Raw genomic sequence first — 15,957 nt, forward strand, 5'->3', positions numbered from 1 at the left:
AGACCCTTGTTTTCAGCACAGGTATGCACTAAATTTTCAGAGAAAGCCGCAGTGGCGGAACTGGCAGACGCCCGGGACTTAAAATCCCGTGGGTAGTGATACCCGTACCGGTTCGATTCCGGTCTGCGGCACTGAAAAACTCCTGTCTCGTTGAGAGACAGGAGTTTTTTTATGCTCCGGCTTTCTCCTGGTCGACGGCCTGATTTTCCGTAACGGTTCAGCCTTGCGGCAATTTGTACGGAAGTATGTGCTGCAAGCTGGCTGACATACGCATATTTCTGTGCAAATTGATATATGCCGTCATTCCTCCCGCCTGAATGTTTTCGGAAGCCGTATACAGTAATACGCGCCCTTTGAGGGAGGGTTCCGATTTCCCGCTTCCACTGTTCCGCCCAAATAGCAAATTCCCGCCCACACCACCGAAAGTCCGATCCCCGTTTTTCCTCCCTTTCCTTTATAAAAACGCTCAAATATATGAGGCAGATCCTCTTTGTCAAATCCTGGGCCATCGTCCTCTACGAGAATCAACACCCCATCGCTCGTGTCTTTCAGACGAATCGCAATCGTTGTTTCTGCGTAGCGGAATGAGTTGGAAATTATATTCTGAAGAATCCGCTCCAGAAGTTTTGGATCTGTCTCTATCGGCAACTCCTGTTCCTCACACGCAAGGCAAAGCTCGCACGATATCCTGATCCCCCGCAGCGCCTCCAGACACTCATCCACAAATTCAACCAGATCCACCTCTGTAATATGCAGCTCCAGTTCCTGATTGTCCATTTTTGTCAGTGACAGAATACTCTCCACCAGCTCTGTCATACGAATACTTTCTGTCAGAATAATTCCTGCCGCCTTTTGCCCGTCCTCTATGATGCCGCAGGAAATCCCCTGGGCGTAGCCGGTAATGGAAGCCAGAGGCGTTTTCAGGTCATGGGAAACATTTTGAAAAAAACGCTTTTTTTCTTCTTCTTTTTCTCTTATTTTGCTCTCCATCTGATTATAAGACCGTTTCAGGGTTTCCAGCTCCGAAAGCGAATAGATCTCGTTGATCTGTGCGCTGCGCCCCTCTCCCGCCATTTGAATCTGACTGCAGAGCTTTTGCAGCGGCCTGGAAATGCTCTTTGAAATCAGCCAGGCCAGTACGGATGCAGCAGCTGCCGCAGCGGTCAGGACCCCCCACATAAGCTGTCGGACCGCGTCCCAGAAAATATCCATGTCCGGCGCAGGCACTGCTGCAATAAAATACTTTGCTCGGACAGAATGGACCGTATCCAGCGTGAAACATTGCAAATTCCATGACTTATTTTCTATCTGCACTCTTTCAGGCCTCACATTCCCGCCCTGCTTTAATATTTCCTGGCAGCGCTGTGTCAATGCATCGGGAAGCTCTCCCTCCTCATATGTTTCCGGGTAAACCAGGCGATACTTTGAGTTAAAAACCAGAAGTTTCCCATCAAAAGCCTCCTCTTTAATGGTTTCCTTTACCTTTTGAAGGATCCTTTTGGAACCTTCCCGTTCTTCCTTTGCAGACTGCCGACCCGTTTCTTTCCAGCACATATCTTTCACGATCTTTTCCACCATGGAAATCATAGCTTCTCCATCCCGCCGGGCAGCGTATTCCACATATCTTGCAGATGATGCCGAAAAAATCAGCCCGGCTCCCAACGTCAAAAACAGGATGACCGCCAGAACCAGCAGAAAAATCCGCGTATGAATATGCTTTCCCATCAATGCTCCTTTCAGATTTTCTGCTGCCGCTCTGTCAGCCGGTATCCGTATCCCCAAACCGTTTCTACCCTTGCGGTGGACTGAGCGTTTTTCAGCTTTTTTCTAAGGCGTTTCATCAGATCGTCCGGCATCCTCTGCTCCTCCTTTGCACAGCAGCATTGCCATACATATTTCAGAATTTCTTCTTTTGAAACTGCCATTTCCTTCCGTTCCATCAAATACTGTAGAAAATCAAATTCTGTCCGCGTTGCCGGAAACGCCTCATCCCCTACCATAACGCGCCTTTCACCCGGATACAGCGAGAGATTTCCACACTGAAACCCTTCTCTGGAAACCGTGCCCTCTCTGGATGACAGCTCCACTCTGCGAAACAGGGCCTTTACTCTTGCCAGAAACTCCAATGGCAGAAACGGCTTGGTTATATAGTCATCTCCTCCCAGAGTAAATCCCGTTACCCGATCCAAAGGACTGTCCTTTGCCGATACGATAATGATGGGAATCCCGCTCTCCTTCCGAAAAAAAGTGCACAGACTAAGCCCGTCCTCTCCAGGCATCATAATGTCCAGAATGATCATATCCGGCTTTTTCTTTGCAGCAGCCTGCCGGATCCCTCTCCCATTCTCAAATGTCCGAACCAAATATCCCTCGCTTTCTAAAAAAGTCTGCATCATAAGACGGATATTTTCCTCATCATCCGCTATATAGATCAGTTTCTGCATACCGTTCTCCTTAATTTCCACAGTAACTATTCACATTCTCTTTACTAAGCATATCATGCTGTCATAAAATCGTAAACCTCTGCCACATTTCTGCCACATAAAACTTCTTGAAACAACCGGGCCGTATTCTGTACAATAAAAACATCTTAAACAGGGAGGTTACTCACATGAAAAAACGAACATTTGCCGTATGTCTCGCCGCAATACAGCTTGCCCTTTCTTTCTCCTCCTATGCCGGCCAATGGCAGCAGGATCAGAACGGATGGAAATACAAAACTGACAGTGGAGATCATATGAAAAATACCTGGTATCAGGACAGTGATTCGCGGTGGTATTATTTTGGCCCAGACGGGTATATGAAATCTAGTACTATGACGCCCGACGGATATGTGGTGGGCTCTGACGGCGCATGGATCGAACCGCTGGGAAAAAGCGGAGATCAGGCTGTTTCCCCATGGTTTTATCAGTCTATGCTGGGAAAAGGCCTGGATGTCACATGGTCTGAATTTCCAAAACAGACCGCGTCCTACAGTGAGCAGATGGTAAAGGATTTTAAGGCGGCCGGCGTCAGCCATGTCAGGATCCGCGTTAAAGATGATATTTCTGCTGAACTTCTCGCCTCTTTGGATCAGCAGATCAATGACTGCCTGAACAACGGAATCATCCCTATTCTGGCATATCAGGCCCATGCGTTCAAAGAAAATCCCTGCCAGGAAACCATGGATCACGTCACCGCATGGTGGACAGCTATGGCAGAGCATTATCAAGACAGCTCCCACCTGCTGGCCTTTGATCTGATGATCGAAGCTTCCGATGCGGTCAACCAGCTTCCAGAGGCTTTAAATCAGCTTTATGAGCAGACCGTTTCCGCTATCCGGCAGACCAATCCCTCCCGAATCGTCATCATCTCCCCAAGGCTTCGTTCCGACCCATACTATCTTCACGAATTAAAAATCCCTTCTGCCCACAATGGCTATTTAATGGCTGAATGGCATTTCTACGCCTCCGGGCCGGATAAAGTGAATGAAAAGAAAAAGTGGACTACCGGAACCGATGAGGAAAAGAAGCTGATTACGGATAAAATCAATGCCGCTCTCAGCTGGCAGGCGCAGACGGGAGTCCCTACATGGGTCGGTGCCTGGATGCCAGGAAATTATAATAAGGGAAATTCCTATTCCGCAGAAGAGCAGACTGCCTTTGCCTCATACATGACATCTGCGCTGACTGCCGCCCACATTCCCTTTGCGGTAAACGCCGATACCAAGTATTATGATGCGAAACAGCAGGAGTGGATCAGCGATATGCAGCCGGTTGCTGCGGCTATTTTTTCCGGGCGGTAGGGCGGGCCGATATTACAGCTAAAAAGAGGATCGAAAGTACATCTGTTTCAATGTTCTTTCGATCCCTGTTTTTTACTCATTTGCCGTCTCTGTCACCCTATCCCCATCTTCTCCAGCAAACCGCGATTCCATCACTGGATAAAACTCCTCCGGCCGTGATACAAATACCGCTCCGCTGCATGAGGGCATCGTCACCTTCAGCATTCCATTTTCTGCCCGGTAGAATACAATTCCTGCATTATATCCCTCTTCTGTAGTCAAAATGGGCCGTCCCAGAATCATATCATCGGTAATGCCAAGCTGCCATACCGGTATCTCCATCTTTGCTGGTTCCGGGAGGTTGGAAATAACGGTTACCGTCTGATACCGCCCGCACATCCTTCCATAAGCGATCTGCTGGTATCCTGCATACAAAGGCTTCACCGCCCCTTTTTTCAAAGCAGGGTTCTGCTTATGAAGGCCCGCCATATATCGGTGGAACTCAATCAGTTCCAGATCCTCTCTCCCCCAGGGATACGTCCTCCTGCTGTCCGGGTCCGTCCATCCGCAGACACCGGCCTCATCTCCGTAATACAGGGTGGGCGCACCGGGCCAGGTCATCTGGATGACTACAGCTTCCCGGAGCACGGATTTTTTCACGTTCTCCGAGGCACGTTCCGCCCCCATGCTGCCGATCCGTCCCACCATCTGGTTGGTGCGGGTAAGGAAACGGGAATGGTCGTGATTGGAGAGCTGATTCATGGCTGTGAGGATCGTATTAGTCTGCATACGGCTCATATGGTAGCTCATAGCATCAAAAAAGGCCGCTCCATCCCCATAAAGAGCTTCATTGCAGCCATCGCTGTGTTTTTCCATTCCGGTCAGAAACCAGGTTACCGGCTCCATAAACGCGTCATAATTCATAATAGAGTCCCACTGATCGCCCTGAAGCCAGCCAGAAGGGTCTCCGTAGTGCTCCGCCATGATCAGCGCCTCAGGGTTGATCTCCTTTACCGCATGGCGAAACATCTGCCAGAATTCATGATTGTACTCCGCCGTGTGGCCCAGATCCGCAGCCACATCCAGACGCCAGCCGTCCACGCTATAGGGCGGAGAGATCCATTTCCGGGCCACATTTAAAATGTAGCGCACCAGCTTTTCAGATCCTTCATAGTTCAGTTTCGGCAGTGTATCGTGGCCCCACCAGCCGTCATAGGTCTTATTGCCCGGCCAGGCGCCGTCGCTGTCATCATGAAACTGAAAAAAGCTGTGGTAAGGACTGTCCTTGGAAATATAGGCTCCCGGCTCATAGCCGCCAGAACGCTCATAGATCTCTTCCGCATCCAGCCACTTATTAAAGGAGCCGCAGTGATTAAACACACCGTCCAGGATCACCTTCATCCCCCGGCTGTGGATTTCTTTTACCAGCTCTGCAAACAGCGCGTCGCTTGCTTCCAGATTTTCCCTGTCAGCCGTCCGAACCACATAGCGCTCTGCCTGTCTGTTGTCCGTACTGTTTGGATCTACCAGAGAACCGCCGTCCCTGACAATCCGGCCAAAATGGGGATCGATATGCTCGTAGTCCTGGCAGTCGTATTTGTGGTTGGAGGGAGATACAAACACAGGATTCAGATAAATGGCCTCTACCCCAAGGCTCTGAATGTAATCCAGCTTATCCCAAACGCCCTGCAGATCTCCTCCATAAAAACAGCCTACATCCATGGCAGAAGGATTTTTTCTCCAGTCCGTCACACGACACACAGGCTCTCCGATGTAAACATACTCCCCAGACTCTACATCATTGTCGGGATCTCCGTTGCAAAAACGATCTGTAAAAATCTGGTACATCACCGCCCCCTTAGCCCAGTCCGGCGTGTGAAAGCCCGGAGTGATCTTAAAATCAAACTCCGGCCGGCCATCTCCTCCAGAACCCAGGCGGTTATACAGGCATATTTCCTGTCCCTTTTGTACTTTAAAATGATAAAGCACCTGATCCGCAGACGCTGTGATCCTGTGCTCATAATAGTCAAAGTATTCATCTGAGGCTGTCTTTTCCATTGGAACCTCATTTTCGCCCTCTATATAATAAACATGGTCTGCATCATCCTTTGCAGTTCGCATCCGCAGACAGACCTCCTGGCCGGCCTCCGGCTCCATGGGGCTGCGGTAGTCCTCCGTTTCTGCGGAAAACAGCGCGTCCTGGTTCATCTGATCTTTTATATTCTCTCCCACAATGGTTTCCTTACCTTTTTATGCTGTTTACTGTCCAAAACCTTTGTTGCCATTATTACCATTTTATCTGAATTGCTTTAAATACACAAGAAAAACATTTGATGTTAATCTCAACCGTGCCTTAACGGGAAGTATGCGAAAAGCCTGGCGGGGTAGCCAGGCTTTTCAGGAGAAGGTATTTCGTTTCTTATGGGGTGTAGCAAAAACTATATAATGTATTGGGGGGGTTACGTCTATTATAATAGCACAGGCGCCAGAAAAAGTGTGCACAAATATACACTTTTTTAAGCCCATTTTGCTGTCAAAATAACAATCGTGTTTTTAAATTTCCATTCTCCCCCCGTTTTTTTGCTTACAGAAAAACGCACCCTGAGATTTTTGTCTGTCACGCGGCGTCTGTGACCGCTGCCGGCACAAAAATACCGCCCACAGACAGGAGAATTCTTCATCTCCCGCCTGCAGACGGCGCTTTTTAAACAGTTCTCACCGCAGCAGATAACAATCAGGCGTCTACACAGTAACTTCCTTCTGTGCAAATAATGCTTCAAACTCTTCCTGGCCGATCTTTTCCTTCTCAATCAGAAGGGCCGCACAGGAATGAAGCACATCCTCATGACCGCAGATTATCTCCTTTGCCTTGGCATAGCATTCATCTACGATCCGTTTTACCTCCTCATCAATCACATCTGCCATCTCATTGCCATAGGACTTGGTATGCGCCAGATCACGGCCAATAAATACCTCATCATCATCGCTGCCATACTGAATCATACCTACCCGCTCAGACATACCGTACTGAGTTACCATGGCTCTTGCAAGCTGAGTGGCCTGTTTGATATCCTGGGACGCGCCGGTGGTTACATCCTTAAAGATCAGTTCCTCGGCGATCCGTCCGCCCAGATCTACCATAATGTCCTGGAGCATACGGCCCCTGGTGTTGAACATCTCATCCTTCTCCGGAAGGGGCATGGTATAGCCTGCGGCCCCTACGCCGGTAGGGATGATGGAAACCGTGTGAACCGGCCCCACATCCGGCAGCACATGGAAGAGGATAGCATGGCCCGCCTCATGGTAGGCTGTGATCTTCTTATCCTTTTCGGAAATGATCTTGCTCCTCTTCTCAGCGCCGATCCCTACCTTCACAAAGGCGCGGTCGATATCATTCTGACGGATAAAACGGCGGTTCTCCCTTGCGGAGAGAATGGCTGCCTCGTTCATCAGGTTTTCCAGATCCGCTCCCGTAAAACCGGAGGTCGTCTGAGCAACCCGGTGCAGATCCACGTCCTCGCTGAGAGGCTTTTCCTTGGAGTGCACCTTTAAAATCTCCTCACGGCCCTTTACATCCGGCCGCCCTACAGCTACCTTCCGGTCAAAACGGCCCGGACGCAGAATGGCGGGATCCAGAATATCCACCCGGTTGGTGGCGGCCATAACGATGATGCCCTCATTAACACCAAAACCGTCCATCTCAACCAGAAGCTGGTTTAAGGTCTGCTCCCTCTCATCATGGCCGCCGCCCATGCCGGTTCCCCTTCGGCGCGCCACTGCGTCGATCTCATCGATAAACACGATACAGGGAGCGTTTTTCTTAGCCTCTTCAAACAGGTCACGGACACGGGATGCGCCTACGCCTACGAACATTTCCACAAAATCAGAACCGGAAATAGAGAAAAACGGAACACCTGCTTCCCCGGCTACTGCTTTTGCAAGGAGGGTCTTACCCGTTCCGGGCGGGCCTACAAGAAGAAGTCCCTTGGGGATTCTTGCGCCCACACTGGTGTATTTCTGAGGATTCTTTAAGAAATCCACCACCTCTTCCAGCTCTTCCTTCTCCTCCTCCAAACCAGCCACTCGGGAGAAATTCACCTTACTGTCACGGCTGAGCCTTGCACGGCTCCGGCCAAAATTCATCATCCTGGAATTGGCTCCGCCGCCGGATGCGCTGCGGTTCATCACCATAATGATCACAACAACCACAACGATGGAAAGCATAAACGGCATCACAATGGTCAGCATCGTGCTTTCCTGGGGAACGCCCTCCAGCGAATAGTCAATATTGTGCTCCTTTAGAAGCTGCTCTGCCTCCTTTACATCGGAAACATTCTGTCTTGCCACCCGGTTGCCGTCCAGCGTAAGGGTAACAACACCGGTGGGCGCCTGGGGGTTCTGGCTGATTACTGCCTCTTCTACCTTCTGTGTGTCGAGAACCTGCAAAAACTCCTCATGGGTAAGCTTATCTTCTGTTCTTGCCGTAGCGGTATATTTAAACGCCACAGCCAGAAGAACCAGCATCATAAGGAGAAATACAAATCCTCTGAATGTCTGCTGCTGTCTCAACGAACTGCCTCCTTAAGTCAAATATAATAATCGGTACCCGGCAGGAAACCCTGCACTGTCCCCTCAGCCTTCCTGCTCTACCACTCCGATATAGGGAAGGTTTCTGTATTTCTGGTCATAATCCAGCCCATAGCCTACTACGAACTCATCAGGAATGGTGAAACAGGTGTAATCCACCTTTACCTGCTTCTTTACACGGCGTTCCGGCTTGTCAAGCAGAGTGCACAGACGGATATCTGCCGGCCCTCTCTGTTTTAATACCTCGATCAGGTACGCCAGGGTGCGGCCGGAATCAATAATATCCTCAACAATCAGGACGTTTTTTCCCTCCAGGGGCTCGTCCAGATCCTTGATAATACGCACCACACCGCTGGATACGGTGCCTGCTCCGTAGCTGGATACAGACATGAAATCCATGGATACAGGCGCTGTCAGCCTCTTTGCCAGTTCACAGGTAAAGAATACGCCTCCCTTTAAAATACAGATCAAATGGATCTCCTTTCCCTGGTAATCCCTGTTAATGATCTCTGCCACTTCATTGATCCTCTTCTCCACTTCTTCCTCTGTGAGCAATACACGGATCTTATCTGCCATCGTCTTATCCTCCGTTTTCTTTTCATATTCTTCTTTTTTCCGGGGCAGTGCCGGCCTGTCGCCTGCCGGGATCTCTGCCTGAAATACGTGTTCTGTAAGCGCGCTGATCTTATAATCACTGCTGATGCGGTATCCGATCACCCACATCACATGACTTCCGTCTGCCAGAAGGGGGATCCTGTCCCTGAGCCCGGATGGGATCTTTTCATCGATCATATATCTGCGCAGGGGCTTGTGGACTCCCTCCGAAAGAGCCAGATAGTCTCCGGGCTGTCTGGTTCTGATGACGGGCGTACCCTTTATTTTATCACAGTCAAACCATTTCGTATACATATTTTTAGGAATTGGCGCGCCTTTTTTGTAAGGAAATACGGTAAAAACGGGGGACAGTACAGGAGACGGATCCAATGCCAGACCGAAAATAGCCGTTTGGCGTCCCAGAAGGATCCCACCATATTCCCGGACAGCGCCCAGCCCGTAGGGAAGCTCGATTCGGCGTCCCGGCTGCCGGTCAAACAGCGCCTGTGCTGCTTCTGCATGGATCAGCCCCAGATCCTTCGCAGACCCGGCCAGATGCTTTAAAAGCTCCATCACAACGTACAGCTGCAGCACAGGAGCTGCGGCCCGAAAGGCCGCTTCCGGAAGAAAGACGCAATGGGCGCGGGAAGCTTTTGCATCCGCCGCCTGCCCTATCTTACAGCCTGTCCTATCCTCTGGCGTCTGCCAGGTCCATTTCTTAATCCACGCTGCGGACTGTTCCTTCAGATACGCATCCGCCATTCCGGCCAGCTTTCCCATCCGCAGCACATTAGCCCCTGCGCCGGGATTGACCTTTTCCTCCACAGCGGGAAGAATCTCAAGCCGGATGCGGTTGCGGGTATAGTGATCTGTATGATTGGTGGAATCCTCCACCCATGAAAGCCCCCGTTCCATCAAATACGCTACTATGTCCTCCCGGCTCACATCCAGAAGGGGCCGGATCACGTTCCCCCGTACATAGGGAATCCCTTTTAATCCCCCAAGGCCGCTGCCGCGAAACAGGTTGTGAAGAATGGTTTCCGCCTGATCATTGCTGTGGTGGGCCACCGCAATTTTAACGGCAGCTCTTTTCCCCGGTTCCTCCGTTCCCTCTGACGCCTCGTTTTCCCATTTCTTTCCTTGTTCATGGAAGCACTCATACCGCAGGATCCGCCCCGCTTCCTCCTGCGACAGCCCCTCTCTGGCCGCCAGTCCCTTTACATCTGCCTTTATCAGTGAAAAGGGCACCGAAAGTTCTCTGCAGATCTGTGCGGCAAACCGGCCATCCCGGTCCGCCTCGTCCCCCCGCAGCCCATGGTGGATATGGACGGCCCGCAGGCGGATGCCCAGGCTTTCACGAAGCCGGGTCAAAATGCTCAGAAGACAGACAGAGTCAGCCCCTCCTGAAAGAGCGGCGATGACCCGGTCTCCCGGCTCCAGCATATGATGTTCCTCAATGGTCTCTCTGACCCTGTATGTCAGCTTGTCCATGGTTTCTTTTTGCTCCTGGTATATCATTGAAAATCATTTTTCCATACGCTCTAACTATAACGGCTCTTCTGTTCAAAGGCAAGTTTTTTCCAAAAATCCTTTTAGTTTTAAGAGGCTTTGTCACTCCTTCTTCCAGATGGCAGCCGTAAGAACTGTCATATCATCTCTGGCTCCGGGCACAAAGGACAGGGCAAACTCCAGAATCCGCTCCGCCATCTCCTGGGGCGTCATAAACTCCATGCTTTCCAGATACTGACACATCGCCTGCTCCTTATCCTCTCCCGGCAGCGCGTCCAACACCCCGTCTGTCACCATGATCACATGATCCCCGTCCCAGAGTTTTCTGGAAAGCATTACCGGCTCCGCCCCGTTCAGGATCCCTGCGGGCACCTGACCCGCCTCCAGCACCTCAGCGCCCTCCTGGCCCAGCACAAAGGTAGGCGCAGCTCCCAGCTTCATCACATCCAGCACCCCGGTATACAGATCCACACAACTTACATCCAGCGCCGCCGGATGCTGCTCCGCCCCCGCAAGCAGAAGTACCGTATTCACCAGCTTAAAGGCCGCCCTGGGACCGAACCCTGCCTCCAGGAGCCCTTCTGTCAGCTCTACCACCTGCCGGCTTTCCTGGCCCGCCTGCTCCCCGCAGCCCATGCCGTCGCAAAGACTGATCATCGCCTGACTGCCGGGGCTCTCACAAAAGGTATAGTTATCTCCCGAATAGCGCTCTCCCTGCCTTGGTACTCTGGCCGCTCCATAGAGCAGCTGATATTCTCCCTCCTCCTCAAACCGGACGGTTCCCGTCTGCCTTGTAATGATGCTCCGGCTGTCCCTTGCGGGATTCCATTTTGTTCCCGGCACCACCTCTCCCATAAGACCCGCCGCATCCTTTGCCGTCATGCACCTGCCATTGGTGGTTCTTGCCGTCACATAGGCCTCCCTGCGTCCGCTCTCATACTCCAGGATCAGCATATTTTCCACCGCCACATGGCACCGGCGGAACAGCTTTTTCATTATGTATCCATACTCGGACGTCACATCCGCCGCCTGGTCGATCTGATGGGAAAACTCCCCCAGAATCAGGGACATCTCCCGAAACTGGGACACCACAGCATCGCGACTCTCCAAAAAACGGTTTTTCCAGGAAAGGTTCATGGTAGCGCGGGCCAGACTGCGGTTTAACTGGGACAGATAATCCTCCTTCTTACGGCAGTCAGCCTGAAAAAGCTTAGGCATATCCTCCTTTTCGATCTGCCCCTTCTGTTCAAAGGCACGAAGGAGGTAGTAGAGGTAATAGCTGTCCTCCCTCCGGCTGTCCATGTAGATCCCACACTGACTGCAGTCCCCGCACACCATGGCCGCCGACGTCTCCATGGCTGCCAGACCGTCGTCTCTTGTGAGGCCGGACTCCTTTCCCATTCCTTCATCAAAGGCCTTTGCCAGCCGTTCCATGGAGCGTGCCATGTCCTCTAGCTTTCTGGCCGTATAATAATTCACATCGGATCTCACTCTTACTTCCTGTTTTCCTGACAACAAAAAAATCCCTCCAATCTGCGCGGATGGGCCTGGTACTCCTGAAAAGCCCATCTCTTATCCAGTATACGCGGACCAGAGGGGAAATATCTGTCGTATTCAGTTGGCTGTAAGGGAAAATCCTTCGACCATTTTCGACATCCTCCCTATTGTTTGGGTTTTAAAAGAATCTCATCCGGGTTTACCAGACCCAGCTTTTCCTTGGCTACCTCCTCGGCATACTGCTTGGTCTGGACATAGACCTTGTATTCTTCCAGCTCCTTGGTGCGGTTCTCTTCATCCTGCACCTTGCGGGTCAGTTCCTCTTCCTTCTGCTGATAATCCAGTTCTGTCTGCCTTAGAGAAGCTCCCTTGGCGTTTACAGCCACAGCAAGAGAAATGACCACCATAGTTATGCCTAAGATCGCCATACGATTCTCCCATTTGCCGCGTCTTGCACGCTTTGATCTTCCATAAGATCCCATGAACTGCTCTCCTGATTTCTGCAAAACCGGGCATTCAGCGGGTGAGAACGCCCTTTGTTATCATTTTAAACCATTTATGTATCTTTTTCAAGCACCGGAAGAAAAATCGGCTTACAAAACGGTCGTAAAAAACCATCCCCAGAAACACCCCCGCTACTGCATAGAAACGAAAAGCCCCATTGTTCTGCTCATAAAGCAGCATAAATACCGCTCCCCCTGCGTAGATCCAGTAAAAAAAGTCTTCGACCCCCACAAACAGAGAATTATGCCGGATCAGGATACGAAGGAAACGAAAACCGTCATACACTGCCATCAGCCATCCGCCGGTGATCAGGCTGAGGGCCGTCAGCAGCAGCTCATAATAAATCCGCTCGCTCAAAACGCTCCCTCCTCTACTTAAAGAGCCGGGTAAAAATAGATTCCCCGGACCGGCGCAGGGCCTCGTTGGAGCTGTAGACAAAGCTTTCCACCGTCCCTTCCAGATCCACCTCCCCTTTTTCCAGGGTAAGCCGGTTCACATGGAGATCCTTTCCCCGAATAGTCAAAAGGCCCATATCCGTATCCAGCACCACCTCATTTTCATCAAAGGATACACAGTCCGATACGCCGGTAATCCCCGCCAGTTTCCGGTCCTGAATGGTCAGACGGTGGGGTCTTGCCGCGCCCAGTTTTTCTTCCATACAAAAACCTCCCCATATATTCATCGTAAGGGCAGTCCCTTAAAATAAATATATGGGGAGGCGGGCATTTCTATACCACAAGCCGTATGATGACCTGTTTTATACCGAAGCGAAACCGCTCTTACAGATACCTAAACAGCTCCTTTGCATCATCCTTTTTAACGGTCTCCTGGACATCCAGCACCTCAGCTCTTACTGCCCTGGCTCCAAACTGGATCTCGATGATATCGCCTGTCTTTACATTTAAGGAGGCCTTGGCCGGTTTGTCATTGACCAGGACGCGTCCTGCATCGCAGGCCTCGTTTGCCACGGTCCTGCGCTTGATCAGACGGGAGACCTTAAGAAACTTATCAAGTCTCATGAATTATTTATTAACCTCATCCTTAAAAGCCTTGCCAGCCTTGAACTTTGGAGACTTGGAAGCTGCGATGGTCATAACCTCGCCGGTCTTGGGATTTCTTCCCTCTCTTGCAGGTCTCTCAGCAACCTCAAAGTTGCCAAAGCCAACGATCTGTACTTTGCCGCCGTTTACTAATTCCTCAGTTACAACATCTGTGAACGCCTTAACTGCCTTCTCAGCATCCTTCTTGGAAATCTCTGCCTTCTCAGCAACTGCTGCGATTAATTCTGTCTTATTCATCAATTTTTCCTCCTAGATGATGGGAAACCTGAAACAGAACCGCGCTCCTTTGGGAGGCGGATCCCATCTGCGTAAGATTCAGGATCCCGTTCTGATGGTAATGTCAATTTATACCCTATCATTTATATCTGTTTTGCTAAGATTTGTCAAGGTTTTTCGTGCCTTTTGCAGCGGTTTTTCACCATAGCTGCCCACCCTTTAATCCTTCATCCGCTTTATGACCTTAAGGCGGGTAAATTCCTCCCGTTCCTTCTCTTCCAGGGCGTCAGAAATAGACTTTGACAACTCCTGATAATGGGGAATTGTGATGTTTTTTAAGGCATTGGCCCGCTTCTGCGTTTTTTTGATGGAGTTTGCCAGCCGATAGGCAGAATTTTCCACCATGGACAGCTTAATAGTCAGCTCCTTCACCCGCTCAAAATGCTGTCTGGCAATGTCCAGAGACTCAGACGTATTGTTGAAGCCGTAGGCCACCTCCATGGGTCCCGACTCATGGCGGACAAGAGGAATCTCCGTCCCCATAATGCTGCGCGCCTTGATCCCCACACCCTCATCTATGGGTATGGACATACCGATCTCCTGGACATAATTGATCCCCAGTTCGATATTGGCCTCCTGAAGCGCCTTGTAGGCTGCGGTAAACACAGCGTCGATCTCCGACTGGATTCCCTTAGCCTCATCGATCAGCCCCATCAGCTCCCGGATCAGGATATTCCTCTTTTTGTCCATAAGGCCATAGCCCATACCAGCAAGCTTCAGGGAATTTTTCGCCGCGATCAGGTTTCCTTTGGTGGGAAATGTATTGGGATCCATACTGTATCACCTCACCTTTTCTCATAAAACTGATCCAGGATCTTTGTATCAATACGATCCAGTTCCTCTCTGGGCAGCATCCGAAGGAGCTCCCAGCCGATATCCAGCGTCTCTGTTACAGACCGGTTCTCATAATGGCTCTGGCCGATAAACCGGCTCTCAAACTCTCTGCCGAACTCCAGGTACTTCTTATCCGTGGGCGAAAGTTCATCCTCTCCAATAACAGATGCTAATGCCCTTGCGTCTCCCACCTTGGCATAGCAGGAAAACAGCTGATTGGCCACGTCCTGATGATCCGCCCTGGTATAGCCTTCTCCGATTCCGTCCTTCATAAGGCGGGACAGAGACGGCAGCACGCTGATGGGCGGATAGATGGACTGGCTGTTTAACTGCCGTTCCAGCACAATCTGCCCCTCTGTGATATAGCCCGTCAGATCCGGGATGGGATGGGTGATATCGTCATTGGGCATGGTTAAAATGGGAATCTGGGTCACAGATCCGTGACGCCCTGCCACAATGCCCGCTCTCTCATACAGAGAGGCCAGATCACTGTATAGGTAACCCGGAAACCCCTTTCTGGACGGAATCTCTCCCTTGGAGGAGGAAACCTCACGCAGGGCCTCTGCATAGGAAGTCATATCTGTCAGAATCACCAGGATATGCATTCCTTTCTCATAGGCCAGATATTCCGCCAGGGTCAGGGCGATCTTGGGCGTGATCAGGCGCTCCACCACCGGGTCGTTTGCCAGGTTGATAAACATGGCAACGTGCTCCGACACGCCGCTTTCTTCAAAGGTTCTGCGAAAGAAATCCGCCACATCATGCTTAACGCCCATGGCTCCGAATACGATGGCAAACGTTTCATCGGAGCCTTCCCCCAGAGAAGCCTGCTGTACGATCTGAGCCGCCAGCTGATCGTGAGGAAGGCCGTTTCCGGAGAAAATAGGCAGTTTCTGCCCGCGAATCAGCGTGGTAAGGCCGTCAATGGCGGAAATACCCGTACGAATGTAGTTTCTGGGATACTCTCTGGACACCGGATTTAATGGCTGTCCGTTGATATCCAGACGCACATCGGAAATGATGTCGCCCAGACCGTCAATGGGTTCACCGATGCCGTTAAAAGTTCGCCCCAGCATCTCGGCAGACACGGCGATCTCCATGGGATGTCCGGTCAGCCTTGTATGAGTGTTCCGCAGGGCCATGCCGTCCGTACCCTCAAATACCTGAATAATCGCCTTATCCCCGTATATCTCAATAATGCGGCCGATCTTCTTTGTGCTGCCTGCCACAGTCATTTCCACAATCTCATCATACGCCGCATTCTGAACGCCCTCCAGAACCACCAGAGGGCCATTGATCTCACTTAAACCTAAATATTCAACTGCCATCTGA

The 15,957-nt window shown here is 50.9% G+C and carries 14 protein-coding genes, 1 tRNA gene and 1 pseudogene; 2 read left to right on the plus strand and 14 right to left on the minus strand.

Translation table 11 applies throughout. The annotated features are described in order from the left end of the window. The first annotated feature begins 45 nt into the window (after window positions 1–45). Window positions 46–131 (plus strand) — tRNA-Leu (locus HW447_RS13720). A gap of 169 nt (window positions 132–300) precedes the next feature. On the opposite strand, the gene HW447_RS13725 is transcribed toward HW447_RS13720, so the two are convergent. After that, window positions 301–1,725, minus strand: coding sequence for a sensor histidine kinase (locus HW447_RS13725; RefSeq protein ID WP_176255706.1), 1,425 nt, complete (start codon window positions 1,723–1,725; stop codon window positions 301–303). 11 nt (window positions 1,726–1,736) lie between these two features. After that, the gene (locus HW447_RS13730) at window positions 1,737–2,444 is read right to left on the minus strand and encodes a response regulator transcription factor (RefSeq protein WP_176255707.1); all 708 of its coding nucleotides are present in this window, start codon (window positions 2,442–2,444) and stop codon (window positions 1,737–1,739) included. 167 nt (window positions 2,445–2,611) lie between these two features. Here HW447_RS13730 and HW447_RS13735 point away from each other — a divergent pair, with 167 nt between their 5' ends. Next, window positions 2,612–3,784: a cellulase family glycosylhydrolase gene (locus HW447_RS13735; protein WP_176255708.1), complete on the plus strand. Its 1,173-nt coding sequence runs from the start codon at window positions 2,612–2,614 to the stop codon at window positions 3,782–3,784. A 72-nt stretch (window positions 3,785–3,856) separates the two neighbouring features. On the opposite strand, the gene HW447_RS13740 is transcribed toward HW447_RS13735, so the two are convergent. From HW447_RS13740 to HW447_RS13795, 12 genes and pseudogenes are all read right to left on the minus strand, one after another. Continuing rightward, window positions 3,857–5,971 carry a glycoside hydrolase family 13 protein gene (locus HW447_RS13740; RefSeq protein WP_408609679.1) on the minus strand — a complete coding sequence of 705 codons (2,115 nt, stop codon included), beginning with the start codon at window positions 5,969–5,971 and terminating at the stop codon, window positions 3,857–3,859. Window positions 5,972–6,505: 534 nt separating this feature from the next. Next, window positions 6,506–8,332: an ATP-dependent zinc metalloprotease FtsH gene (ftsH, locus tag HW447_RS13745; RefSeq protein ID WP_176255710.1), complete on the minus strand. Its 1,827-nt coding sequence runs from the start codon at window positions 8,330–8,332 to the stop codon at window positions 6,506–6,508. A 63-nt stretch (window positions 8,333–8,395) separates the two neighbouring features. Next, on the minus strand, window positions 8,396–8,926 hold the full coding sequence (hpt, locus tag HW447_RS18435; protein WP_176255768.1) for a hypoxanthine phosphoribosyltransferase: 531 nt from the start codon (window positions 8,924–8,926) through the stop codon (window positions 8,396–8,398). Window positions 8,927–9,040: 114 nt separating this feature from the next. Further along, window positions 9,041–10,462 (minus strand): annotated as a pseudogene (gene tilS, locus HW447_RS18440) (tRNA lysidine(34) synthetase TilS); the annotation flags it as partial. A 93-nt stretch (window positions 10,463–10,555) separates the two neighbouring features. Then, entirely contained in the window at window positions 10,556–11,971 is a 1,416-nt protein-coding gene (locus tag HW447_RS13760) for a SpoIIE family protein phosphatase (protein WP_176255711.1), read from the minus strand. Between the two features lie 143 nt (window positions 11,972–12,114). Further along, window positions 12,115–12,432, minus strand: a complete 318-nt coding sequence (locus tag HW447_RS13765) for a septum formation initiator (protein WP_176255712.1) — start codon at window positions 12,430–12,432, stop codon at window positions 12,115–12,117. A gap of 34 nt (window positions 12,433–12,466) precedes the next feature. After that, on the minus strand, window positions 12,467–12,811 hold the full coding sequence (yabQ, locus tag HW447_RS13770; protein ID WP_176255713.1) for a spore cortex biosynthesis protein YabQ: 345 nt from the start codon (window positions 12,809–12,811) through the stop codon (window positions 12,467–12,469). Between the two features lie 13 nt (window positions 12,812–12,824). Further along, window positions 12,825–13,112: a sporulation protein YabP gene (gene yabP, locus HW447_RS13775; protein WP_176255714.1), complete on the minus strand. Its 288-nt coding sequence runs from the start codon at window positions 13,110–13,112 to the stop codon at window positions 12,825–12,827. Window positions 13,113–13,233: 121 nt separating this feature from the next. Beyond that, window positions 13,234–13,473 carry an RNA-binding S4 domain-containing protein gene (locus tag HW447_RS13780; RefSeq protein WP_176255715.1) on the minus strand — a complete coding sequence of 80 codons (240 nt, stop codon included), beginning with the start codon at window positions 13,471–13,473 and terminating at the stop codon, window positions 13,234–13,236. 3 nt (window positions 13,474–13,476) lie between these two features. Beyond that, entirely contained in the window at window positions 13,477–13,752 is a 276-nt protein-coding gene (locus HW447_RS13785) for an HU family DNA-binding protein (protein WP_176255716.1), read from the minus strand. A 198-nt stretch (window positions 13,753–13,950) separates the two neighbouring features. Continuing rightward, complete coding sequence (locus HW447_RS13790; protein WP_176255717.1) at window positions 13,951–14,565, minus strand: V-type ATP synthase subunit D; 615 nt, start codon at window positions 14,563–14,565, stop codon at window positions 13,951–13,953. A gap of 11 nt (window positions 14,566–14,576) precedes the next feature. After that, complete coding sequence (locus HW447_RS13795; RefSeq protein WP_176255718.1) at window positions 14,577–15,953, minus strand: V-type ATP synthase subunit B; 1,377 nt, start codon at window positions 15,951–15,953, stop codon at window positions 14,577–14,579. Window positions 15,954–15,957: the final 4 nt, after the last annotated feature.

Source organism: Enterocloster alcoholdehydrogenati (assembly GCF_013282095.1).
GTDB classification, from domain to species: domain Bacteria; phylum Bacillota; class Clostridia; order Lachnospirales; family Lachnospiraceae; genus Enterocloster; species Enterocloster alcoholdehydrogenati.